The following is a 24,149-nucleotide window of genomic DNA, read 5'->3' on the forward strand; positions in this document are numbered from 1 at the left end:
CTTTGAGGAGGGCGGCGCCAGATTTTCTGGCAGTGGGACAGGGAGGATATCATGGCGATTATCGAAGAGGGGAGCCGCAAAAAGCCCTCCGGAATGTTTCGCAATTTGAATGCGAAGATTGCCGCTCTTCCAATGATTGCGACCGTTCTCGTGGTCTTTGTGGGTTGTACACTCTGGACGGTTCTCTATTCCTTCACGTCCTCCAAATCGTTGCCGGTATGGAATTTTGTCGGCTTCGATCAATATGTCAGGCTCTTCGGCGCCTCTCGCTGGCATGTCTCTGTCCGCAACCTGGCGATCTACGGCGTTCTCTGCATGGGGTTTTCACTGGTGGTTGGCTTTTTGCTGGCGGCGCTGATGGACCAGAAGATACGCTTTGAGAATACGTTTCGTACGATCTTTCTTTATCCTTATGCGCTGTCCTTCATCGTGACCGGGCTCGTCTGGCAATGGATATTCAATCCTCAACTGGGATTGGAAAAAGTCATTCGCGATATAGGGCTCGACAATTTTCAGATGGCGATCCTCTCAAGCCGTATCTATGTCATCTACGCGATCGTCATCGCCGGACTTTGGCAGATGACTGGATTGGTGATGGTTCTGATGCTGGCGGGGTTGCGCAATGTCGACGATGAAATCTGGAAAGCCGCGCGTGTCGACGGCATTCCGAAGTGGAAAGCCTATCTCTTCATCATCCTGCCTATGATGCGCCCTGTGCTGGTAACGACTGTGGTGCTGATCGCGACCGGCATCGTGAAACTCTATGATCTGGTGGTCGCTATGACCAATGGTGGTCCGGGGATAGCGTCGGAAGTCCCGGCCAAATATGTCTATGACTTCATGTTCGGCTGGGCCAATCTCGGACAAGGGCTCGCCGCTTCGACAGTCATGCTGACTACTGTCCTCATTATCCTCGTCCCTTGGACCATGCTCGAATACAGCCGGAGGAAAGCGCGATGACGGAGGCAGTGCTTAACCGGAAGATGGGGCCTGCGTTGGAGCAAACCGAAGTTCCTCCTGGCGGGGCGCAAGGGAGTGCTGCGCAGCCCTGGGGGCGCAAGCCGAAACGGCGCTTTACCCCTGCGACCATCATGCTCTACAGCATCCTGTTCGTAGCCGCTGTTTACTACCTTTTGCCACTCTATGTTATGGTGGTGACATCATTGAAGGGCATGCCGGAAATACGCCTCGGTAATATCTTCGCGCCGCCCGTTGAAATCACGTTCGAACCATGGGTCAAGGCGTGGAGTCAGGCCTGCACGGGTCTTTATTGCGAAGGCATACGCGCCGGCTTCTGGAACTCCGTCAAGATCACGGTGCCAAGCGTCATCGTGTCTATCGCCATCGCTTCGGTCAATGGATATGCCTTGTCGAACTGGAAGTTCAAAGGATCGGAAATCTTCTTTTCGATCCTGTTGTTCGGGGCGTTTATTCCTTATCAGGTCATGCTTTATCCGCTGGTCATCATAACGCGGGAGCTTGGCATATTCGGTACACTGGCTGGCGTTGTGTTCGTCCACACGATTTTTGGCATGCCCATACTGACGCTCCTGTTCCGCAATTACTTTGCCGCGCTGCCGCCCGAACTATTCAAGGCCGCGCGGGTCGATGGCGCCGGATTCTGGCGCATCTTCTTTCAAATCATGCTGCCCATGTCGTTCCCCATATTCGTGGTTGCGATCATTCTGCAGGTGACCGGAATCTGGAACGATTTCCTGTTCGGCGTCGTGTTCGCGGGAACACAGAATTTTCCGATGACCGTTCAGCTCAACAATATCGTCAATTCGATGCAGGGTGTGAAGGAGTATAACGTCAATATGGCCGCCACCATCTTAACGGGCGCCGTACCTTTGTTGGTTTACTTCTTGTCGGGCCGTTACTTCGTACGCGGTATTGCTGCGGGCGCAGTGAAAGGATGAACCTTATGAATTCCAGTATTTCCATTCAGGACCTTTCGCTCGATTTTGGCTCGGTCAATGTGCTGCAAAATCTCAATCTGGAAATCGGCGAGGGCGAGTTTCTCGTGCTTCTCGGTCCGTCCGGTTGCGGGAAGTCAACCTTGCTGAACTGTGTCGCAGGTCTTCTCGATATTTCCGAGGGCCGCATCTTCATCAAAGGCCGGAATGTCACTTGGCAAGAGCCAAAGGATCGCGGCATCGGCATGGTGTTCCAGTCTTATGCGCTTTATCCGCAAATGACGGTTGAGAAGAACCTGTCTTTCGGTTTGCGTGTTGCGGGCCTGCCCAAGCCCGAGATCGCCAAGCGCATCAAACGCGCCGCTGAAATTCTTCAGATTGAACCATTGCTGCAAAGGAAGCCCTCGGCCTTGTCGGGCGGCCAACGGCAACGTGTCGCTATAGGGCGGGCGCTTGTTCGCGATGTCGATGTGTTCCTGTTCGATGAGCCGCTGTCCAATCTCGATGCCAAACTGCGTTCCGAATTGCGTGTCGAAATCAAACGCCTGCACCAGAAGCTCGGCAATACGATGATTTATGTCACGCATGACCAGATCGAAGCTTTGACGTTGGCGGATCGCATCGCTGTGATGAAAGGCGGCGTCGTCCAGCAGCTTGACGACCCGCTGACAATCTACAATCGCCCGAAGAATCGTTTTGTTGCCGGTTTTCTGGGGTCTCCATCCATGAATTTCTTTTCCGGCGAAATCGCTTCGCGACGCGGCAAGCCGGTCTTCCACATAGGCGAAACCGCGGTGCAGCTCGACGGTTATGACGGTGCGCTGGAACAGGGACGGCAGGTGACGCTGGGCGTCCGACCCGAACATATCAGGCTTGATGTTGCAGATGGTTTCGAGGCGACCATCGATCTGGATGAGCCGATGGGAGCAGATAGCCTGGTCTGGCTCAAGCTGAGCGGACATGTCCTGTCAGCACGCGTGGAGGCTGGTAAGCGTTATCGGGTCGGAGACAAGGTCAAGATCGGCTTCAAAGCTGATGCGCTGTCGCTTTTCGATTCTCAGTCTGAGGAAAGGCTCTAAATGAATAGACACGCACGCGCTCCGTAGCGCTTCCATCACATCTGAAACGACTGACGTTCCACAGACGGCGCGAAGGATTCGCGCCGTGACGGGAGAGTTTGTCTCGTCGAAGTCCGGTTAAAATTCAGGATTAGGTTCAAAGGATGAAAGACATGAATGGTTATTCCTATCAACTCTACAGCTCCCGCAATTTCCAACCTCTAGAGCGAACTTTGACCATGCTGCGCGATCTCGGCTACAGCAGGGTTGAAGGATATGGCGGCATCTATGCAGATCCGGTGCAACTGAAGAAAGATCTGGATAGGTTCGGACTGTCCATGCCGACCGGGCATTTTGGTCTCGATATGCTGGAAAACGAAGTCGACCGTGTTCTGGAGATCGCAAAAATCGCCGATATGAAGGCGATCTTTTGTCCCTATCTCGACGCAGATCGGCGACCGGAGACTGTTTCAGGTTGGCGGGAGTTCGGTAAACGACTTGCGGCGGCAGGCCAGCCCTATCGTAATGCAGGCTATGCGTTTGGTTGGCACAATCATGATTTTGAGTTTCGGGCGCTGCCGGACGGTTCGGTTCCGCAAGAACATATTCTTGATGCGTCGCCGGAACTCGCATGGGAGGCCGACATCGCCTGGATCATCAAGGGCGGAGCCGACCCGCTGGAATGGATCGAACGCTATGGTGACCGCATCCTCGCCGTTCACGTCAAGGATATTGCTGTCAGTGGTAAAAAGGCTAATGAGGACGGTTGGGAAGATGTCGGCCATGGAACGGTCGATTGGGCGGGATTGTTTGCAGCTCTGCGCAAGACGCCGGTGCGCTATTTCATTATGGAGCACGACAATCCATCGGACGATGCCCGATTTGCCAGCCGTTCTATCGAAACCGTAAAGACACTTTGATCGGGAGAAGGAAATGACGAACACACTTGGTGTCGGCATTATCGGTTGCGGAAATATATCGGCGGCCTATCTGCGGCTTTCGCCGATGTTTAGATCGATCGAAATTCGAGCATGCGCCGATATTAATCCAGCTGCCGCCAAGGTGCGCGCTGAAGAATTTGGCATAAAAGCTCAGACCATCGCCGAACTGCTGCAGGATGACGGCATTGATATCGTCGTCAATTTGACCATTCCTGATGCGCATTACGCCGTTACAAAGCAGATACTGGCCGCGGGCAAGCACGCCTATTCGGAAAAGCCGCTGGTTTTGTCCATGGAACAGGGTCTGGAGCTGAAGGCGCTCGCCGATGGTCGCAACCTCAAGGTGGGTTGCGCCCCCGACACATTCCTCGGCGGAGCACATCAGCTTGCGCGGCGCGAAGTTGATAGCGGAACTGTCGGGCGCATCACATCGGGCACTTGTCATGTGATGAGCCATGGCATGGAGCACTGGCATCCGAATCCGGATTTCTTCTTCAAGCGCGGCGGCGGGCCAATCCTCGATCTGGGGCCTTACTACATTGCCAATCTGATCAATCTGATCGGCCCGGTTAGGCGGGTTGCGGCGTTGACTTCTGCTGCGACGCCGACGCGTACCATCCTGTCGGAACCGCGCAAGGGTCAAACTATCCCGGTTGAAACGCCGACCACCATCCATGCACTACTTCAGTTTGAACAAGGCGCCACAATCACATTGTCTGCAAGCTGGGATGTCTGGTCGCATCGCCACGCAAACATGGAACTTTATGGCACCGAAGGATCACTTTATCTACCCGATCCGAACTTCTTTGGCGGTGACGTACAGGTGGTAAAGCCAGGCCAGCCTGCTACGACGGTTGGGAATTGGAACCATCCATTTGGCGTTGCGAATGAAGAGCACTCCAACGGCATGATGGCGAATTATCGTACAGCCGGTCTGGCCGACATGGCTGCCTCCATTCTGGAAGGCCGTGACATGCGCTGTTCGCTTGAACGTGCATTGCATGGTGTAGATGTCATGCTTGCCATTCTCAGGTCAGGCGAGGAGGGGCGTTTCATTGATGTGGCGACAACGTGCAACAGACCTGAAGCACTCGATGTTACGGCCGCCGAGGCTTTGCTACGTCCGGTGCAAGCTGAAGCAAAGCGGGCTATGAGCTAGCTTTCTGAGCGCTCGAATAATGCAAGCCGTTCCGAATGGCCTGATGTCACCGGCGCATCGGAGCGGCTTGTAGCTTAACCACCGATTTGATTATCCTATCGTCTGGAGCGATTTTATATCCGCTCCGTTGATACGCCCCAAAATCGCCTTGCCGAGCTGTTGTCCGGCCAGTTTGAAACTCTCCTCCACCACAATGAGGCCGGGGCGAAACCAGCGTAGAATTTGGGTGGACTGCTTTGCCGCAACATCAACTTCCTGGCCAATATTCAGTCCGGCGTCTTCAATGCCCGCGACGACTGCCAATGCTGCGGCGCTCCCTGAACATATGACGCCATCGGGTCGATCAGGGCTTTTCATCCGATTGGCGATAGAGATACGAAGATCTTCAAGTGGCGTATCGAGATCGACACTTTCCAATGGCGATCCGACACAACCAAATTCCCGCAAGCCTTCATAAAACCCATTGACCATATGGCGGTAATAGGTCAGCTGTGCTGGTGGGGTCAATAGTACAAGTTTCTTTCGTCCGCGAGCGCACAGCTCCCCCACCATCCTTCGGGCAAATGCTTGATTATCGAAGTCGTGATATGGATGGTCGGTGCCTGCATCCGTTCGCCCGTGGGTTGCGAATGGAAAGTCATGCTCGGTCAGATAATGCACGCGCTGATCGTCGGGTTCGGTACGTGAAAAAATGATCCCGTCGGCGGAGCCGGTCTCAACGATATAGCGTATCGGTTCAATGGGCGCTCTGGAGCCGAAATACGGGGTCACGATCAGATGATATTGGGTCTCGGCCAGAACGTCGGCCACGCCATGAATGACTTGACTGGTAAAGCCCATGATTTCGTCCTGTGTATTGAGCACCAGTGCGATAACGTTCGTCTTGCCTGTGCGCAGTCGCACGCCCGCTCGGTTCGGACGATAACCGATCTGGCGCGCAATAAGCTGAACACGTTTTCGGGTTTCAGGCCCGATTTCAGGAGCATCTTTCAAAGCGCGCGAAACTGTCGTGACACCGAGCCCGGTCATGAACGCGATGGTCTTCAGAGTGGGCCGGTCATTCTCGCGGAATGATGTTGCCGGATTGAGTGGCTTCGAATCGCCAGAACCTCGTTTCTCATTCATGCGCATTCTGTCCAAAAACCAAGGTCAATACGGGAGTTAACGCTCAAACCATATTGTGCTGAGCAAAGAACGACAAGAACTAGTTAAAGCGGTTGTATTGCAAACTATTTATCAACGGCCACAGATGGGAGTTTCAGGTTCGCCCCACGGTTTCCAGCGATGCTGCGGTCTGGAAGAACGCGGGATGGGCGGTACATGCGCTGAGCATTAACACAGGGAGGCAGGGGCCTATCAAACTGCAATCCCGCTATACCGGTCCGCGGCTAAGCGGATAGATCCCGGCAACAAGGCGGGGGACGATATTGCTTTCGGTGATAGGCATCCGCAAGGCGCGCATGATCGAAATCGCTGAGGTCTTTGTTGCCAGCGGTCATAAAAAATGACCCCTGAAACCGAGATTAATGCGGGCTCGTCACAGTGAGCACGCTAAAATACTGGCATACTTTAATATTGGTGGAAGATGTCAATAGGTGAGGAATACACAAATGCGCGACGAGAAACATTACCTCGTGCTTGGTGGAGCGGGATTTATAGGATCCCATCTCGTAAGACGGCTTCTATCTGAAGGCCACGCGGTTACGATCATAAATCGTTCTCCAGTTACAATGATTGAAAGAAAATTTCCTGATAAGTTCGGTCGAAACCGGCTTGAAATTGTCCAAGGCAACTTTGACGATGAAGGCTTGCTCGATCACTTCCTGCCAAATTGCACCTCTTGTATCCATCTCGCAGGCTCGATGGTCCCATCTGTGTCTATCGAGAACAAGCTTGCCGACATTCAGATCAATCTCGCGGGAACAGTAAAACTCCTTGAAACTGCAAGACGGCATAGATTGAAGAAGCTGATCTATATTTCCTCTGGTGGAACCGTCTATGGCCAGACAACCGCACAATCGATCAGCGAGGATCATCCGACAGATCCGATTTCCGCTTATGGCATTACCAAGCTGGCGGCTGAGAAATATCTTCAGCTGTTTCACCGACTGCATGATTTACCCTCAATCACGCTGCGTCTTGCTAATCCGTACGGACCAGGGCAGGCTGAAAAGGGAACTCAAGGGGCAATAGCGGTTTTTGTCGAACGTATTTTACAGGGTAAGCCCGTGGAAATCTGGGGCGATGGAAGTACAGTTCGCGACTATCTTTTCATCGACGATGTTGTGGAAGCGATCTTGAAAGCAATCGAATATTCCGGTCCACAGACTATTTTTAATATTGGTTCAGGGCAGGGGACCAGCCTTAATGATCTTTGCGTGCAGATCGGGCGACATTTTCCACCATTCGAAAAATCCTTCACGCACAAAAGATCCTTCGATGTCCCGCGGAACGTCCTCGATATCTCCCGGGCGCGAGCCAATCTTCATTGGCATCCGCGCATATCGCTGGCCGATGGCATTTCCCGTTATATCGCGTGGAGGAAAAGCCACGGCGCTGCGCAGTTCTTGAAGGTTGGCACCGTAGCGACCACATCAAGGCTCGAAGCATCAGAACCGCTCTAATTCATAGCGGTTGCGAGTTTTTCGCGGAAGCGAAGCGCGGATGGAAATCAATCTATCAGATTGATTTCCGGGTAGATGTTTTTGATGTCAGGAAGCGGCTTCGATGACTGGCAGATATGGAGGGCGAGAGAATGCAGAGCATTCATCCAGAATTGTTTCGAAATCCCCGAACACAACCTTGCCATGGTCGAGTTTGCCTCCGGTCGGCAGCCGAGAGAAGAGATGGAGTTCCATCGGTTCGTTAAGCGGTAGGGGAAGCCCTATCTTGAGCTCAAACGGCTTTAGCGGTTCCGCCAGTTCGACCCAGTCCGTAGACGCTACAGCTGCTTTCCCGCTTTCGACATCATCAACGTTTTGGCCGGGATAGCTGAGCGCTACGCGAACAAGCAGTCGGGTCTGACACAGAGCATCATCTATCTTGGCCGTGCAGGAAACGCCCGAAAAGCCCGGAAATAAAGGCAGATCGATCTTGGCTGCTGACGCGGGATTTTGCTTTAATGGGCGCAAGAGCAACCGACCACCGTCCATATAACCGAAATATGGGTATGCCCAACTTAAATGACGTGTGGTTTGGGCTTTGCTGATCAGGTGATCCGCTATCTTCATCTTGGCAAGTGAAGCTGCAACGGTGCTGGGCGAGTCGTAACTGAGCCCTGGGTAGCCACCCCAAATCCTCAGTTCAAGCATCTGTTTGTTGGGATTTCCATGGTCTACGCTGTGAAACGCGAATTCTGGCATTAGTCCCGATGATGTCGTGAAGAGGTGGGGAGGCACGCCCTCGCCTTCAGTCTGGACCAAGAGCTCCAGCGAGGAATCCATACGAGACAGAACTTTTTCCAAGCGAAGCGCAAGCCAGCCCGATACTATTTCATCAAACGCGATCTTCCATCTGGACAGCTCCTGCTTAGAAGAAGGCACCCTCAACATAACGAGCAGGTGGCCTTTCCCCGCGCCTGGTTTTTCGATCCGGAGGTCAAAACCAAGAAAACCTCGTGCCCCAACGAACAATGGCTGCGTTAGCGCCCCAGTGATCGTACTATTCGATGAACCGGCAGAAGGGGTTTCATAAACAAGTTGGGGTGGGGCCTTTCTAAGGTTCTTTACGAGCATCTCCAGCTCCGGTGGAATCCTGACATGATGCGCGAGCCCTTGTCTGAATGTGGCCAGATCTTCAATAAGCGTCTGGTTCAAATGTGTGAGCCGCTTATTCTCCTGAATAGCCTTTTGGGCAACCGCTTCAACAAGTCGTTCGGACCCGCCTTTCAAGAACATCGGAAGATCGCCCGAGCCGGAGGCATGTACCCACCAGGTTTCCAACAACCCTGTAGATATACCGTCTTCGGGATTCCATATCGCCAGAACATTGCTTGGTGGAACTTCCAGTGGACGCCTCTGGTCGCCGATCTCACCAATCAGAAATGTCTCTCCACCATTGAGCGCTGTCATCTCGATCCAATCTACGGGTAACTCTGGATATGCGTTGTCTGTATCCGCTCCCTCGGATCTCAGGACCAGAATTTTTGGGCCGCCCGTGAAGAGGGACAGCAGCATATTTGCAGCTACTTCGATCATGCGTAAATTCTATCCGTTTGCTCTGAATGGTCGATTATCGGCGTTGTCCTGAAAGGGAAGTAATCCTCCCATCGCTTGAGTTTGCCAGCAGGATAGCCAACGCCGTTGCACAATTGTCGAATTTCCGGGGATGCAGGGAAAATCGCGTCATAAGCTTGCTCAAAGGCCGAACAACCAATCACCGAGTTGCTCGCCCCGTATTCATTATTGTCGATAATGGCAAAGGTTTTCGCGCGCAGTTTACGCAAGGAGCCGGCGATGAGGTGCAGAACACTACTTCTAACGGATACGACCGTGGAATAAGCCGCCAACGTAGCCAGTGCGATCTGCCTGTCACGCCCGTCGAGGTTTGGCAGCGCGGTGCCCATGTAGTTTTGCATGTTTCGTTGATCGGTTTCGTTGTCCAGCGAAGGCATTGGCAGCGTGATGATTTCTGCAAAGCCTCTAAGGTCAACTGGATTTGCAGCAAAAATTGAGCCGAAACAAACCAGATGCGGAATTACCCCATGCTGCGCCGACGCCTTTGCCAGTTCAGACGCCCGGGCGATATCGTCGGCTTCTGGCTCATCGACAACAAAGGCAATCGTGCGGTTGGCCTCATCGATAGGGAAGGCAGATGGAATCCTGAATAACTCTGGATAAAAATCTCGCGGCATCGCCGCTTGAGCCCGATATCGGTCATAACGGATCGAATGCCAGAAATCGCGCTTCTGCGTGCTAGCCACATTTTGCAAGGCTTCAAAAAATAGAGCGAGCGTGTTGGGCTGGACCCTTGGCAAGTCAGATGGCGGTGTCTCCATCCATATCTGTAGAGAACAATCTCGGGCTGCATACTGCTTACTCATATGCCAATGATTGCCGAAGGCAAAACCGCCTTCTGGAAATTGCTGCGCAAGCAATGCACCTACTTCCACCGCCCAGACTTGCACGGGCTGAGTGGGGGGAGGAACGGAAATCGCCTCTGTTTTTCGGATATCTTTGATGGTCGAAGTCATCGCAAAACTTGGTGAAGCCGAAAATTCAATGGAGCAAGATGAACTGGCTGCCTGCTGCAGCGCGCATTCCATGTTCCAGAGTACGCCGCTGAGCAGCTTCTGATCCCTCAGATGATCGTAGGTTGCCTGTTGAATGACGAACAGATGCCCCGGGCATTTCCCGTAATCTGGCTTTTCTGTTGCACGAAGGAGTTGCGATAAATAGGTCTGCAATGGCACCAGTCTGGAGGGCTTTGCAATTGCGCTCAGCGTATGAACCTGACCAGCGTCCGGGTGGTAAATCGCGTACCGCGTGCAATCTTCTATTTCCCGTTTGAGGACGGCTTGAACATTATAGAGTCCCGAGTGCTTCTTGCGAATATAATCAAGGATTTGCGTGAATTCGCGCTCGGCTTCAGTTAGCATGCTTTCGCCGCGTCGCCGATAGTGAAAGCCCGCATTCGGGACGTGAACACCATGAAAGCCGAGGGCCAGACCCTGAAGCCAGAACTCCCAGTCTTCAACACCCTTTCTCATTGCTTCATCAAAACGGGCGCCTGCGTCCAGCATCCGGCGAGAAACCATGCTGCCCGCCTCGCAAAAGCTGCGAAACAAGTGTTCAAGAGCTGAATATGTCCCAGACATATCGCTGAAACTGGAAAAACCGAACTTATCAACATCGGTATAAATCCAGCCCGTTTTTTGGTCGCTTGCTCTCAGAGCGCTGACGAGCCGTTGCAGCAAGAATGGGCCGATGTGGTTGTCGCAGTCGAGAAAGAATACGGCCTCAAGAGCTGGGAAAGCACTGAGCGCAAATTCAAGCCCGGTATTGCGTGCTGCGCTCAGACCGTTATTGGTCTTGTGGAGATAGAAAACCAAACCGGGATAGCAGCTCGCAAAATTCTGGCAGATTTCATGGGTTTCCGGCGACGGGCAACCATCGTTGACCACGACAACCGCGAAGGGGAATTCGCATTGTTGTGCGATCGCTGTTTGTAAAGTCTCTGCGGTCAACGCCGATTGGCCATAAGCCGGAATCAAAATGACTGCACGGACATCCTGTAAGTTCTGCAAATGTAGCTTCCGATTCATCCAAGTTTCACGCTGCCGAGACCAGCGTAAGCTCTCTCCGCTGGGTCGGTGAAACTTCTACACCATCACATGCTGGGAAAAAACACCTATGGTCCGAAACCATTGCGCAACATGATGCGAATGCAACTGATCCGAACGATTGCGGCCTGGCGCACGATCTCACGGGATATTGCCAGGTCGAGGAAGCTTGCACAGACAATACACTCCAAATCTCAATCTTCCTCCCGAAGATAACGGTTGAATAACATCCTTCCGCTGTCCAAAAGCTGACTGACACGCCGGGAACATTCGCGTCAATGTGGGGTTGGGCTGCTGAGGTAAACCAAAAATGGACAAGGACCAGCACAAAAGGAGCGAAGGCTCACGCCTACGCGGCGCTATTCAAAAAGGACGCACGGGTGAAAAGGTGCCCGGTTTTGATCCGGCTGCTGCACCATTCGAAACGGATTCCGAGGCGGGCGGTGCGCCCGCTCCGGGGTTGGAGTTGGGGCAAACGCCTGAACTAATGAAGCATGATAGCAATGCTTCCAGCCACGCTTCGGCCTTGCGTCAGTGGGAGAAGGATCGAAAACGAACTGTGCGGCCTTTCGTCGTCGCGCTGGTCTTCCTTCTGGCGGTCATTGTGATCCTTATCCTGATTCTGGGTCCGTGAGGCGGGGTTTCTCTCCTGAATATCAGGCGCATCCAGAAAAGTGTGAAACGGCTTTCTGGATGCGTGTTAAAACAAAGAATGAGAGCGCCGATCTAATCCAATCAGATGGAAACGCGGTCTAATGCCAGGCGGCAATTAGTTCTTCGGCGGAAACGAGTTCCAGTTGTTCGCTGAAGCGCTGGTGGCAAAGCGACATGATTGCATCATGCGTTTGGTCGGAAACGCTGCAGATCGCATCATGGACAACGATAACCCGGTATCCGCGATCCACTGCACCCAGTAAGGTGGCGAGCACGCATAAATCAGTTTCGGCACCAGTGATGACCAATGTGTGAATCCGCTTCCTCACCAGGTAGTTTTGCAAGTGGCCTTCTGTCCAAGGTGAATAGACCGCCTTGTCGAGGACAGCGGCAGGCGGTGTGAAATCCTTCAATGGATCTACAAGTTCAATTAGGGTGGGATCGATACGCCTCAGCGTAAGGGCTTCCCATTTTCGATAGTAATCGACCCAGACGCCTATAGCATCCTCGGGACGTCTTGGTGGGATAAAGCGGGTGAATATAGTATTTTCGCTCTGAATGGAGCAGATATCGATGACTTGTGGCAAAATTCGCTCTACCCATGGGACAAACCATGGTGATCTGGGCCCAAACAAGTTCTGCATATCGATACAGAGATGCACGGAACCAGCTTGGGGCTTTCCTCGCAACAGACGGGTATCTACCGGCATGATAAGTGCCGCCAACAAGTGACGTGTTGCATGTTGGCGAAACTACCTTTCATGAAAATCACTCCTCTCCTCATCGAAAGTTCGCAAAAACGAGCCTCAGGATTTTGGATCTGCCGAGGCCGGGGTCGATGGCGTCGTCACTGCAACCGGGTCGCTCGCCGGAAAGCTATCCTTTAACCCCTTCTCCAAACGTTGGTCTTCAGTATCCCCTTGCGCCGGCGTGGGTGCTCGCCCCAATTCGATCTCGACCATTTTTATCGCTTGGTTCAGAGAGCTGGCGGCTTGCTCCAGTTGTTCGTTTCGCTCTGACGATCCGCACGGCGTCAGCTGAACTGTAATTTTCTCCTCCGCCTCGCCAACAAATTCCACAACGACTGGCGTTTCATCGCTTCGAACGTTAATCGTCAGAATATTCATTACATGCTCCTCGGTTACGTCGAATTTAACCGCTCACGCTGCGCTTTGTTCCATGTCAGCTGAAAAGTACGGTAGCGTACCAATCGCACTGGTCTTGGAACCAACGGCTTCCCTGCTCCTTATCCCACCGGTGGGCAGGAGGAAATACGATGTCATCCAATGCGGATTTCGAAGATGAGTTGGTGAAACTTTTACCCGCGCTCCATCAGTTTGCGCGGACAATGTGTCGCCAGTCCTCAGACGTGGACGATCTGGTCCAGGAAACACTGATTAAAGCACTCAAGAACCAGGATAAATATGTTCCGTTCGGTTCGCTGAAGTCCTGGCTCTTCACTATTATGAAAAATACTTTTTGTAGCAAGATCAAGCGGACGCGGCGCGAGGATGTGATGCAGGAAGGGGATGGGCCGATCATTGGGCCATCGCAGGACTGGGCCATGGAATTGCAGGATGTCGGGCGCGCCTATGACAGATTATCGCCCCTGCACCGGGATGTCATCGAACTGGTGATCTTTAAGGGATTGAGCTATGAACATGCCGCCACCAAGGCCAGCTGCACCATCGGCACAATCAAAAGTAGGCTGAGCAGGGCGCGCTCCCAGCTCGAAAGCGATCTGAATGTCTGATCCAATCGTCACACTGCCGGTTTTCGAAATCGCCATTTTCGCCACTGCCTAATGCTCTTTGATTCCGACACAACGTTCTACCGACGAACGTGCAGCGAGCCGCTGGTCGTTCATTAATTCCCATTGCGTCTAGACAGTCTGCTCAGGGTTGGTGCGGGGATGAATTCGGAACCAAGCGTTCTTCTGGTTGTTGTTCATGGCGGGCTAGATGAGGTGCATTTATGTTTTTCCCCAATCAGGATGCCATGGCAAATAAACTTTTAGCTTTGCTTCCACCTGACGAATATACTGCCATTGTTCGTGAAACCGTGTATGTCGACCTTCCGCGCGGCGTCATTCTTGCTGAAAAAGGTCGGTCGATCACGAAAGTCTATTTCTTGACGTCCGGCATCGGGTCGATTGTGGTAACGACAGCAGAAGGCCACCGGGCTGAAGCAGGGCTTTTTGGATTTGATGGTTATGTGCCCACTTCAGCAATTGCCGGTGTCGAAACAAGTTCTTATGACGTCTTCGTTCAGGTCGCTGGCGGGGGTTATGAATTGCCTTATGAAAGATTTCGCCATTGGATGGCCAAAAGCCGCAATTTCTCCAACATCATGATCCGGTCGATCGAAGCTTTCTCGGTTCAACTTGCCCACACGGCTGCCTCCAATGCCATTCACGACGTGCCGCAACGCCTCGCGCGCTGGTTGTTGATGTGTGATGACCGAATATCGGGCAGCGAAATAGCGCTGACTCACGAGTTTATGTCCATAATGCTTGCCGTTCGCCGACCGAGCGTCACCACGTCGCTCCATATATTGGAGGGGTTGGGACTGATCAAGTCCGTGCGCGGGGCGGTTCTCATTCGTAACCGCCGAGGATTGGAGCAATATGCGATGGACGCTTATGGTTGGCCTGAGAAGGAATATTCCCGTCTCATGAGCAACTTTGACCGCGCTTTTTCTGATCCGGCTTAACTCTCCGAGCCAAAAAGTTGGACGACAGACTTTAAAATTTGTTTCCGGTGCGCGCGGTTGCACGGCAAGAAAATACTTTCGGCTCCGTACGTTAGCAGACCATTTGACATGCGGCGTGGAAGTAGGCGCATAATGGCTTTTTAATGGAGGCAGATATGCCGTTATTCCACGAAGCGAGCCGCATTTATAGCCAGGTCGAAGTCGACTTCATGCGCAGCTGTTATACGCTGGCGGCGATCGTCCTCGAAGAGAGTGATCATGCGTATTCGGGCCGCGATCTGGCGTCATCTATCCTGCTGCTGTATGACAGCGGACTAAGAGAGCAGAATTATATTGTAGAGCTTTCAGCAAGGCTTTCGCACAAGAGGTTTGCAGAGCGGCATCAGCAGAACTCTGAGGCTGCAAATTCCAAAGCACGCCAGGACACGATTGCGGATAACAGCTAGCGCGTGCTTTTCTGCTTTCTAAAAGAAGACGGGTTTGGACTCGAAAATGGCCCTTTTGCAAGGCGTTATGAATACTACGGATGCTCTGCATATATTCCTGAACCGCAGCGCCGTCGAGGTCGCTCCTGCATTGATTGGCTGGACGTTTTGCGTTGGTGGCGTCGGCGGCGCGATTGTCGAAACGGAAGCTTATTCCAGATCTGACCCGGCGTCTCATAGTTTTCCCGGCCCAACGCGCAGAAATGTCTCTATGTTTGGAAGGCCAGGCTGCGCCTATATTTATCGAATATATGGTTTGCATTGGTGCATGAACATTGTTTGCGCTGATGCATCGGCCGTGCTCCTGCGGGCTATCGAGCCTCGGCACGGCATAACGCAAATGCAGGAAAGACGTCATACAGCCGACGTCAAGCAGCTCTGCTCCGGGCCCGCGAAGCTTGCCCAGGCTTGGGGAATTTCCGGCGAACTGGATGGGGCGTCGCTCAATGCCGCTCCTTTTTCGCTTTCGGCGTCTTCGGAGCCCTGCACTGTGGACAGCGGCCCGCGTATTGGCATCAGTCGCGCAATTGAAGCGCCTTGGCGCTTCTGGTTGCGAGGGTCAGCTTTTGTCAGCGGGCCAAAATCGCGCCTGAGTGCTTGTAAACCTCAGCCGTAAGGTTTCTAAGAGCATTTCCAGCAAAAGTGCGCAGCGGTTTTGCGCAGGATAACGCTTAAAAACAAATAGATAGAGCGGTTCCACGATTCCGTATTAAACAGAACTGCTCTGAGATGCGTCCGCGCGCCATCCAAACAAAGATAAGTCGAACAAAAATCCGATTGTTGCAGGCTGGTCAGGAACAAAACCAATTTCGCGCGGTTAAGGAACAAGCTCCTGTCACTTCCCAAGTGGCTAAAAACCATTGAAAGGGGACGCGAACCATGCCCGCGAGTAAAAGGCCGAGCGCCGGAGACCAGTCGGTTACGATCCACGATCAGAAACTTTTCCCCGGTAACGGAGGCGATCTGCACCAGATCGCGACCGAGGATTTCCCGGTCATGACGACATCCCAGGGTGGGCCGGTATCAGACGATCTGAATACGCTTAAGATCGGCAGTTCCGGTCCGACACTGATCGAAGACTTCCATTTTCGGGAAAAGATTTTTCATTTTGATCATGAACGCATACCAGAACGGGTCGTTCATGCCAGAGGCTATGGCGCGCACGGCTATTTTGAGACAACCAGATCGATCTCTGAATATACGCGTGCCGACATATTTCAGCGTGTCGGTGAAAAAACCCCAGTCTTTGTCCGCTTTTCCACGGTTGCTGGTTCAAAGGGTTCATTCGATCTCGCCCGCGACGTGCGCGGCTTTGCAGTTAAATTTTACACCAAGGAAGGCAATTGGGATCTTGTCGGCAACAATATTCCCGTCTTCTTCATTCAGGATGCGATACGCTTCCCCGATATCATTCATGCCGTGAAGGAAGAGCCGGATCGCGCTTTTCCGCAGGCGCAATCCGCTCACGATAATTTCTGGGATTTTATCAGTCTAACGCCCGAATCCATGCACATGGTCATGTGGATCATGTCGGATCGCGCGATCCCACGCTCATTTCGCTTCATGGAAGGGTTTGGGGTCCATACTTTCCGCTTCGTAAACGAAAATAATGAATCCACATTCGTCAAATTTCTATGGAAGCCGAAGCTCGGATTACAATCGGTCGTCTGGAACGAGGCGGTCAAGATCAATGGGGCCGATCCGGATTTCCACCGGCGCGATCTCTGGACTGCCATTCAGACAGGCAATTTCCCGGAATGGGAGCTGTGCGTACAGCTCTTCGATCAGGAATTTGCGGACAGCTTCGATTTCGACGTGCTTGATCCGACCAAGTTGATACCTGAAGAAGTCCTCAAGCCTATTTCCGTGGGACGGCTGGTCCTTGATCGTATGCCTGAAAATTTTTTTGCTGAAACCGAGCAGGTTGCCTTCATGACGCAGAATGTGCCGCCTGGCATCGACTTCTCAAACGATCCATTGCTACAGGGCCGCAATTTTTCCTATCTGGACACGCAACTGAAGCGGCTTGGCGGGCCGAATTTCACTCACCTTCCCATCAACGCGCCAAAATGTCCGTTTGCGCATTTTCAGCAGGATGGCCATATGGCCATGCGCAATCCGGACAGTCGGGCTAACTATCAGCCCAACTCCTGGGGGAAGGGGCCGCGGCCCGATCCTGAACATGGCTTACGGTCTTTCGAAGCCCGTGAAAGCGGCGAAAAGGTGCGCCTGCGTGCGGAAAGTTTCAACGATCACTATAGCCAAGCGCGCCAATTCTATCTGAGCCAGACGCCGGTGGAGCAGAAGCATATCACCATGGCGTTGACTTTCGAGCTATCGAAAGTTGAAACCCCGGTCATTCGCGAGCGTATGATTTCCCATTTGTTAAATATCGACGCGGCCCTCGCAAACGAGGTTGCGGACAGGCTGGGCATCCGCAAAATGCCGAAGGCCGCGGAAGTGATCGAACCCGTTCGTCAAGATCTGCCTCTTTCTCCGGCCCTCAGCATTATTGAAAATGCCCCCTCAAGCTTTAGGGGCCGCAAGATCGGCGTTCTCGTCGCAAATGGAACCGACATAAAACTGGTGGAAGCGATCCGTGAAGCGGCTCTCAAAGAAGGAGCGGTGATTGAACTTGTCTCACCAACTGTGGGCGGTTTTGAGGCCTCTACCGGTGATTGGGTTGTGGCTCACCATATGATTGATGGGGGTCCTTCGGTAGTGTTTGATGCCGTGGCGCTTGTGTTGACAGAAGAGGCGGCCAATAAGCTTAGTGGAGAAGCTTCAGCGCGCGATTTTGCAGCTGATGCTTTTGCGCACTGCAAGTTTATCGGGTTTACTTCAGGTGCCATTCCGCTCCTTTCGAAGGCGGGCATTGCGCCGGATGCTGATAAGGGCCTGATTTCCGTCGATAGTGCAGCTTCCATTCCGGTTTTCATCGAGGCTTGTCGCAAGCTCAGATTTTGGCCACGCGAAGAAGGCGTAAAATTCTAACAGGAGGCGGCGTCACCTGTTCTGTCCGTTAATGCCCGTGAGGAGACATGAATAATCAACCTAAGTCAGCTCGCACCCGAAGCGATGATCAATATAGAGAACCTGAACCCAACGAGGAAACCGGAGGTGTAACGGGCGCCTTGGGGAAGGGGCTATCGGAAACCGACGCACTTGAACCTGCATCGAGAAAGCCGGTCATTTACTTGAAGCGGGGGTGCCCTTTCTGCTTCAAGCTGCGGCTTGCATTGCTGGAAGCTGGAATGCTTGATAGCGTTGAGCTCATTGAGTTTGCCGAAGGAACAGCTGAACAGGCTCAAATCAGGGATAAACTGTCACGGGTATTGGAGGATTTGAGTTTTCCAGCTGCTGAGATACAGCAGGACAAGTTCATGAAAGAGTCTGATAGGCTGATCGAGTATTTTCTCGATCAGAAAGGCCTTGAGGCCGAGGCACTCCCCACGCTTCAATCTTATATTCATGGACCGTTGGCTCAGCTTCTCGAATGCACCCAGAACGATTAGCGAGATGGGTAGCGATAATGAATCCGAATTCCTTACATAAACTGAAGGGGGTCGGCTATCTCGTTTCCACACTGAGCGTTTTTCTTTTGGCATTGGTCAGCTGGGCGAGTGCGCAGAAGAGTATTCTGCTGACGATATGTCTGATATCCGGCGCAGCGACATCTATTGTCGGCATGTTCTGCCGCTGGCTTTCCTATCAGATTGAAAAGAAACAGCGCAAAGAATAGTCACACGACGGATGGTAACGTTGTCGCGACACGCTGTGACAGTGTTTGGCAACGCTTATCTCGCCGATAACCTTTATCTGAGATTTATTTATCAGGTTACGGCCAGCTTCCGGTCGTGAAGATAGCAATCTTGCAGGCGCGAAACAGCGTATGCGCAGATCCCTGAATTTTGAAACTGTTTTCCGAGCAAAACTTCATTTATGCAGCGACATGACTGGCTCTTAGAGCGCGTTTCTATCTAATTGGATCAGATCGGCGCTCTAGTTCTCTGTTTTAATGCGCATTTTTTGATCGAAGCAGGATAAGAAATCAGTTCAGGGGACTGATTTCCCTGCGGAGACGTTCACCACTTTCGGATTCGCTCTTAAGTGCAGCCGGCCTACTCCACGATCTCATAAATAGACGTATATCAAAGTCTTCTAATTTTCCTTATGTTAACATTGTTTCAGATTAATATAAACACGTCCTCATGAAGTTGTGTAAGTATAGTCTATGGGTTTGTTGCATTGGTCTCGCGTTCTACAAGCGCTTTGACCCTGGCGACAAATGTCAATGAATTCGGAGGGACGAATGTTGAAATACTTGATCATGCTGGGAGCTCTCGTGGTAGGCACAATGATCGCGCCTCCATTCAGCTTCGAAGCAAAAGCTCAAACGACAGTCGAGTGCCGTTCAAGAGATTATAAATACGACGAATGCTATGCAGGCCCGCTGTCCAGGCCTCAGCTTATCCATCAAACGTCAAGCTCGGCTTGCATATTGAATCGCAGCTGGGGTTACAATCCAAGGAGCCGCTATATATGGGTTGCTCAAGGGTGTTCAGGCGTATTTGCAGATGTGGGTGGCTATCACCACGGTCGCGGTGATGGATTTGATCCGGGTGCGCGCCAATATGATCATCATGGTCATGATATTGGCGGTGTCGTCGCGGGTGCTGTGCTCGGTGCGATTGTTGAGGGGATGGTTACGGACCACAAGCACAAACACAGCCACACAACAAGTAACTATCGTGACTCCGACGACTACAATGGCTGCCACGGGATTGGATGCAGCGTTGACACGCCGGATAACTCGGAGCGTATCGATACCACACCCCAGTTCGATAGAAACGGTGAGCCTAACTTCGATACTCATGGCAACTACATTGGATGTCACGGTGTCGGGTGTCTGGTTGACAGTCCCGATTAGCAGCCTGGTGCGATGAGGGGCGTAAACGTGCTGCCCCTCAACGCCCTTCGCGCAATGGTGCCCCTACTAAAAGGCAATCGCTCTAATCGGATGGTGAATGAATATTCGAAAGCTACCGCGCCAATTGCGCTATAGTATATAGAATACGATTAACGTGTCGCTGCAAAATGCGCATTCACTGAAAATGTCCGAAATAAATACTCATTTGAAAAGCATAATTGATTAAAATTATTGTAGGGCGAAACGGCGGGTGTTAGTCGATTTCTATTGGAGCGGCTGTCGACCCTCCGGATTGCATAGCGTGGGCCCCCCCTTTATTGCCCTCGCTTCGCGGTTGAAAGAAAAGGCCCTGAACAATGTTAACTGCCGCCTTAGAATGGTCCGTTCCGATATTACTTTTCCTTTGTGGGCTCGCGCTTATCGTCTCAGCAAAATTGAACGCCACAACAATGAAATGGGGTGTCGGTTTATGTTTTTTAGGCGGTGGCTATTCGTTAATGCTTTTCCGTACTGAAAATTTCTCTGCTTTCAAACCGCTGGGTGAAGATTTCTTGATACTGTCAGGCATTGCGATCTGTTGTCATGCATTTGCCGGAAGATTTAAAATTGAGGCATTATTGATTGTTGATGCGCTGATTATTCTGCTCGCTCTGTCAGCGGCAGCGTTTTCATTACTGTTTTTTCAGAGCGTTCGGCTGGAGAGCCTTTCAATCATAATAGGTTGTGCTATTCTTCTGATTTCATACTTATCGCGGACGAAAATTAAAAGACTGAGTTCAAGTGATTTAATATTAATATCGGTTTTTGTATTGGTCCTTGTGTGTTTGCTGGCGCAAGCTGGAGCCTATATATTTCTGCACGATGTTGATAATGAAGTTGGTTTGTGGAGTGGTTCTATTTGGGGGATTATTCTACAGTATACAGGCCTTTTCGGTGGGCTGATACTTGCTCTATCAGTTCTACTGACGATAAATCTGGATATAGTTGCAGCTTATCGGGATAAGATAAGTCGAATTCCCAATGGCGTTGCCGCGTCGACATCGGGTGAATTGGTTCATTTATCGGTTACGACCGGCTCGTCTGTCGTACATAATGGATCGAATATACATCACTCGTCAGTTAATTCTATCGATCTCTCGACGGTACCTTCTATTTCGACAAATGAAGTAGAGCGACGAGAGGTGGATCAGACTAAAATTGCAGATATGGAGAACGTTATACGTGAATGTCTTGTCAAAATTACAAGTGCAGAGGAATTTTCCAGATCCCCGCGTGCGAGAAAATTTCTTATTTATATTGTTGAAGAAACCCTTTCGGGGCGGGCGGACAGAATAAAAGAATACACGATTGCGCTTGATGTATTTGACCGCAAAAGCGGGCACGATCTTGCGGGAGATTCGCTCGTCAGAACAAGCGCCAAGAGGCTTCGACAGTCGCTGGATAGCTATAATATGGGAAAGGGGAAGGGGGATCCCGTCCACATCGCAATCCCCAAGGGGAGCTACATACCTAAGTTTTTCCGTAACATCCCACCAGATATCAACGTCGTCTGACGCACCGCTTTATTCCGCTTATATCGCCTTGGTTAGCTGTCTGAAACTGGTTCTGTTTCGCTAGAAATGTGACCGTTACGTAACGTCCCAAAATTGTATTGCGTATTTAATAACACTTTAAAATGGCATACTCTGATTGAGCGGTGGTTAATACGGGGAGTTTAAAAATGCGTTTGAGGGATGCGCATGATTGATGGATTATACGCGCCATCAGCGGCCGGTTGCGGAAGCATAGTTGAAGTAATCTGCATGCTGTGGGTAGATGGCAGACCTGCTGCTTTTCAGCAGATTTGCAGAACGCCATTTTATATTGCGGATGTCCTTCCGCTTAAACGCAGGCTTTTCACGGGCGAGTGGACGTTTCAACTTCACGAAAACAAAACATCAAAGTCCAGAGATCTTCGTTGGCTGTCCGCGCTCGCCAACGCAGGTACTGTGACGGACCGCTATCAGTTCGCCCCCAGTTAACTGGCAGCGGTCGCCTTTTTGTTGCGTGGAGTAAACTGGTTGATACGGATTTGAGTTTGGTGGTCGAATGAAGTGGCTCGACAACATCCCCGAGCAATGGGGTAAGCTGCACAAGACGGATAAGAGCGCGGTCACCCTCACCAGGACCGGGCCAAATCAAATCACGATTGTAGCTCCAGATCCCTTCGCACTTATCTTGCTCACCCCGCAGATAAAACGAGAGGCGAGAATAGGCTCCGACAGAAGCACGACCGCGAATGTCCCGGTCGGTTCGCTCGAGCTTATTCCGGGTCACGCTGACCTCTTCGCGCGCTGGCGCACACCGAAGGAAAACATCCTGTCATGTTTTGGAAGTGAACGGTTGCGGAACCTTGCCGGGGTGGAGTTTGAGACGGATGAGTATGAGTTAAGGCCGCTGACCCCGGGAAGGATAGACAAGACGGCCTTGGCGCTCGCGCGGCTCATGCGGGAAGAGATTTTACGTGGAAACGACAGTTCTAACTTGCTTTATCTGGACTCCCTGAATGTGGCGTTATGGCTGCACCTTCTGCGAGATCATTCTTCAATTAGGAAGACTGCATATAATGGCCTTGCGGGCGGATTCTCGTCGAGGGCTTGGCGTAGTGTTGATGACTATATGCGGGCGCACCTTGCAGAGACCATTCCAATCGAAAAACTTGCGAGTTTAGCGCGCTTGTCGGTCAGCCACTTCTCCCGCGCCTTTCGCCAAACCACTGGAAAAAGTCCGCATCAGTATCTCATTGATCTGCGTGTCGAGCGCGCAGAACATCTCATTCGCGCCGACGATCTTCCCTTATCTGAAATCTGGCGGATATGCGGGTTCGGAAGCCAGAGTCATATGACTTCGCTGATAAGGCAGCGTTTGCATACGACGCCAACGAAGATACGACGCGGCGAAATATAAAAATGCAGGGAATTTGTCATGACGATAGTGGAATAGTTTCGGATTTTCGCATCTTGGTACAGTCACGCATTGTTCCGAAACAACTGTCATTTCTGAATTCGATCAGAATCTAACAACAGCATCTGATTTTGGAGCAAAAACTAAGATATGCCGTCTGCTATAGCGAGTATCAGCACCTGTCTGGAAGGGATAGCTGCAATATTCGGTAATACCAAAGGAGGCCCTTTCCATGACCGATCATTCCATCAAAGGCAAGACCGTCATTATTGCTGGCGGCGCGAAGAATCTGGGTGGGCTTATCGCCCGCGATCTTGCTGCGCAGGGCGCCAAGGCAATCGCGATCCACTATAACAGCGCAGCGAGCAAAGCGGATGCTGATGCGACAGTTGCAGCAGTGAATGCTTCAGGCGCGGAAGCGGTTGCGTTTCAAGCCAATCTGATCGCAGCAGGTGCGACGGAGAAGCTGTTTGCTGATGCGATTGCCGCCATCGGTAAGCCCGATATCGCAATCAATACCGTAGGCAAGGTGTTGAAGAAGCCAATGACGGAGATTTCGGAAGCAGAATATGACGAGATGTCCGCGGTCAATGCGAAGGCCGCGTTCTTCTTTATCAAGGAAGCGGGCAAGCAGCTGAACGATAACGGCAAAATCTGTACGCTGGTTACATCACTCCTCGGCGCTTATACACCTTTTTACTCCAGTTATGCCGGTACAAAGGCTCCGGTCGAACATTTCACGCGCGCCGCTTCGAAGGAGTTCGGCGAACGTGGAATTTCAGTGACCGCAATTGGACCAGGTCCGATGGATACGCCATTCTTCTATCCCGCTGAAGGTGCCGACGCTGTGGCCTATCACAAAACCGCCGCAGCACTTTCGAACTTCTCCAAGACAGGTCTCACGGATATTGCCGACATTGTTCCCTGGATCCGCTTGCTGGTCTCGGAAGGCTGGTGGATGACAGGCCAGACAATTCTTGTCAATGGCGGTTATACAACCAAGTAGACCAATAATGGCGGATCGAGTACTCTCAGTCCGCCGTCCACCCGGTGCCGGTTCTTTGCTTTGTG

23 protein-coding genes and 1 pseudogene are annotated in these 24,149 nt (G+C 51.9%); 18 read left to right on the top strand and 6 right to left on the bottom strand.

The features are described 5' to 3' along the window. Positions 1-51 precede the first annotated feature (51 nt). From JAU75_RS13140 to JAU75_RS13160, 5 genes are all read left to right on the top strand, one after another. Positions 52-960 carry a carbohydrate ABC transporter permease gene (locus JAU75_RS13140; protein WP_199056950.1) on the top strand — a complete coding sequence of 303 codons (909 nt, stop codon included), beginning with the start codon at positions 52-54 and terminating at the stop codon, positions 958-960. Next, the gene (locus JAU75_RS13145) at positions 957-1,919 is read left to right on the top strand and encodes a carbohydrate ABC transporter permease (RefSeq protein WP_199056951.1); all 963 of its coding nucleotides are present in this window, start codon (positions 957-959) and stop codon (positions 1,917-1,919) included. The genes JAU75_RS13140 and JAU75_RS13145 overlap by 4 nt, the downstream gene beginning before the upstream one ends. 5 nt (positions 1,920-1,924) lie before the next feature. After that, positions 1,925-2,995, top strand: a complete 1,071-nt coding sequence (locus tag JAU75_RS13150; RefSeq protein ID WP_199056952.1) for an ABC transporter ATP-binding protein — start codon at positions 1,925-1,927, stop codon at positions 2,993-2,995. Positions 2,996-3,147: 152 nt separating this feature from the next. Further along, the gene (locus tag JAU75_RS13155; RefSeq protein ID WP_371836174.1) at positions 3,148-3,894 is read left to right on the top strand and encodes a sugar phosphate isomerase/epimerase family protein; all 747 of its coding nucleotides are present in this window, start codon (positions 3,148-3,150) and stop codon (positions 3,892-3,894) included. A gap of 13 nt (positions 3,895-3,907) precedes the next feature. Beyond that, positions 3,908-5,074: a Gfo/Idh/MocA family protein gene (locus JAU75_RS13160; RefSeq protein WP_199056954.1), complete on the top strand. Its 1,167-nt coding sequence runs from the start codon at positions 3,908-3,910 to the stop codon at positions 5,072-5,074. A gap of 90 nt (positions 5,075-5,164) precedes the next feature. On the opposite strand, the gene JAU75_RS13165 is transcribed toward JAU75_RS13160, so the two are convergent. After that, positions 5,165-6,199, bottom strand: a complete 1,035-nt coding sequence (locus tag JAU75_RS13165; protein ID WP_199056955.1) for a LacI family transcriptional regulator — start codon at positions 6,197-6,199, stop codon at positions 5,165-5,167. Positions 6,200-6,684: 485 nt separating this feature from the next. Between JAU75_RS13165 and JAU75_RS13170 the strand changes: the two genes are divergently transcribed. Next, positions 6,685-7,698 (top strand): NAD-dependent epimerase/dehydratase family protein, encoded by a 1,014-nt coding sequence (locus tag JAU75_RS13170; RefSeq protein ID WP_199056956.1) that lies wholly within the window; start codon positions 6,685-6,687, stop codon positions 7,696-7,698. Positions 7,699-7,785: 87 nt separating this feature from the next. Here JAU75_RS13170 and JAU75_RS13175 read toward each other — a convergent pair whose 3' ends face one another. After that, positions 7,786-9,270 carry a DUF6212 domain-containing protein gene (locus tag JAU75_RS13175; protein WP_199056957.1) on the bottom strand — a complete coding sequence of 495 codons (1,485 nt, stop codon included), beginning with the start codon at positions 9,268-9,270 and terminating at the stop codon, positions 7,786-7,788. After that, positions 9,267-11,318, bottom strand: coding sequence for a glycosyltransferase family A protein (locus JAU75_RS13180; protein ID WP_199056958.1), 2,052 nt, complete (start codon positions 11,316-11,318; stop codon positions 9,267-9,269). Before JAU75_RS13180 ends, JAU75_RS13175 begins: the two co-directional genes overlap by 4 nt. A 346-nt stretch (positions 11,319-11,664) precedes the next feature. On the opposite strand from JAU75_RS13180, the gene JAU75_RS13185 reads away from it, so the two are divergent. Continuing rightward, entirely contained in the window at positions 11,665-11,988 is a 324-nt protein-coding gene (locus JAU75_RS13185) for a hypothetical protein (RefSeq protein ID WP_199056959.1), read from the top strand. Between the two features lie 118 nt (positions 11,989-12,106). Here JAU75_RS13185 and JAU75_RS13190 read toward each other — a convergent pair whose 3' ends face one another. Together JAU75_RS13190 and JAU75_RS13195 are read right to left on the bottom strand one after the other, a co-directional pair. Then, positions 12,107-12,718, bottom strand: coding sequence for an isochorismatase family cysteine hydrolase (locus JAU75_RS13190; RefSeq protein WP_199056960.1), 612 nt, complete (start codon positions 12,716-12,718; stop codon positions 12,107-12,109). Positions 12,719-12,814: 96 nt separating this feature from the next. Next, positions 12,815-13,135 carry a hypothetical protein gene (locus tag JAU75_RS13195; RefSeq protein ID WP_199056961.1) on the bottom strand — a complete coding sequence of 107 codons (321 nt, stop codon included), beginning with the start codon at positions 13,133-13,135 and terminating at the stop codon, positions 12,815-12,817. A gap of 149 nt (positions 13,136-13,284) precedes the next feature. Between JAU75_RS13195 and JAU75_RS13200 the strand changes: the two genes are divergently transcribed. The 8 genes and pseudogenes from JAU75_RS13200 to JAU75_RS24095 form a co-directional block, all read left to right on the top strand. After that, positions 13,285-13,761 carry a sigma-70 family RNA polymerase sigma factor gene (locus tag JAU75_RS13200; RefSeq protein WP_199056962.1) on the top strand — a complete coding sequence of 159 codons (477 nt, stop codon included), beginning with the start codon at positions 13,285-13,287 and terminating at the stop codon, positions 13,759-13,761. Positions 13,762-13,982: 221 nt separating this feature from the next. After that, on the top strand, positions 13,983-14,720 hold the full coding sequence (locus tag JAU75_RS13205; RefSeq protein ID WP_199056963.1) for a Crp/Fnr family transcriptional regulator: 738 nt from the start codon (positions 13,983-13,985) through the stop codon (positions 14,718-14,720). A 155-nt stretch (positions 14,721-14,875) separates the two neighbouring features. Then, the gene (locus JAU75_RS13210) at positions 14,876-15,166 is read left to right on the top strand and encodes a hypothetical protein (RefSeq protein WP_199056964.1); all 291 of its coding nucleotides are present in this window, start codon (positions 14,876-14,878) and stop codon (positions 15,164-15,166) included. Positions 15,167-15,212: 46 nt separating this feature from the next. Beyond that, on the top strand, positions 15,213-15,821 hold the full coding sequence (locus JAU75_RS13215; RefSeq protein WP_247880477.1) for a DNA-3-methyladenine glycosylase: 609 nt from the start codon (positions 15,213-15,215) through the stop codon (positions 15,819-15,821). A gap of 263 nt (positions 15,822-16,084) precedes the next feature. Beyond that, on the top strand, positions 16,085-18,199 hold the full coding sequence (locus JAU75_RS13220) for a catalase (RefSeq protein ID WP_199056965.1): 2,115 nt from the start codon (positions 16,085-16,087) through the stop codon (positions 18,197-18,199). A gap of 47 nt (positions 18,200-18,246) precedes the next feature. Continuing rightward, positions 18,247-18,720, top strand: coding sequence for a glutathione S-transferase N-terminal domain-containing protein (locus tag JAU75_RS13225; protein ID WP_199056966.1), 474 nt, complete (start codon positions 18,247-18,249; stop codon positions 18,718-18,720). 17 nt (positions 18,721-18,737) lie between these two features. Beyond that, the gene (locus tag JAU75_RS13230; RefSeq protein ID WP_199056967.1) at positions 18,738-18,947 is read left to right on the top strand and encodes a hypothetical protein; all 210 of its coding nucleotides are present in this window, start codon (positions 18,738-18,740) and stop codon (positions 18,945-18,947) included. A 615-nt stretch (positions 18,948-19,562) separates the two neighbouring features. After that, positions 19,563-19,724: pseudogene (locus JAU75_RS24095) on the top strand (hypothetical protein); the annotation flags it as partial. A 42-nt stretch (positions 19,725-19,766) separates the two neighbouring features. On the opposite strand, the gene JAU75_RS24100 reads toward JAU75_RS24095, so the two are convergent. After that, positions 19,767-20,081, bottom strand: coding sequence for a hypothetical protein (locus tag JAU75_RS24100; protein ID WP_247880496.1), 315 nt, complete (start codon positions 20,079-20,081; stop codon positions 19,767-19,769). A 410-nt stretch (positions 20,082-20,491) separates the two neighbouring features. On the opposite strand from JAU75_RS24100, the gene JAU75_RS13240 reads away from it, so the two are divergent. From JAU75_RS13240 to JAU75_RS13250, 3 genes are all read left to right on the top strand, one after another. Continuing rightward, the gene (locus JAU75_RS13240; RefSeq protein ID WP_199056969.1) at positions 20,492-21,688 is read left to right on the top strand and encodes a hypothetical protein; all 1,197 of its coding nucleotides are present in this window, start codon (positions 20,492-20,494) and stop codon (positions 21,686-21,688) included. Positions 21,689-22,223: 535 nt separating this feature from the next. After that, positions 22,224-23,081, top strand: a complete 858-nt coding sequence (locus JAU75_RS13245; RefSeq protein WP_199056970.1) for an AraC family transcriptional regulator — start codon at positions 22,224-22,226, stop codon at positions 23,079-23,081. Between the two features lie 229 nt (positions 23,082-23,310). Further along, positions 23,311-24,084 (top strand): SDR family oxidoreductase, encoded by a 774-nt coding sequence (locus JAU75_RS13250; protein WP_199056971.1) that lies wholly within the window; start codon positions 23,311-23,313, stop codon positions 24,082-24,084. The last annotated feature ends 65 nt before the right edge of the window (positions 24,085-24,149 follow it).

The sequence above is a fragment of the Ochrobactrum sp. Q0168 genome (assembly GCF_016427605.1).
Taxonomy (GTDB): Bacteria; Pseudomonadota; Alphaproteobacteria; order Rhizobiales; family Rhizobiaceae; genus Brucella.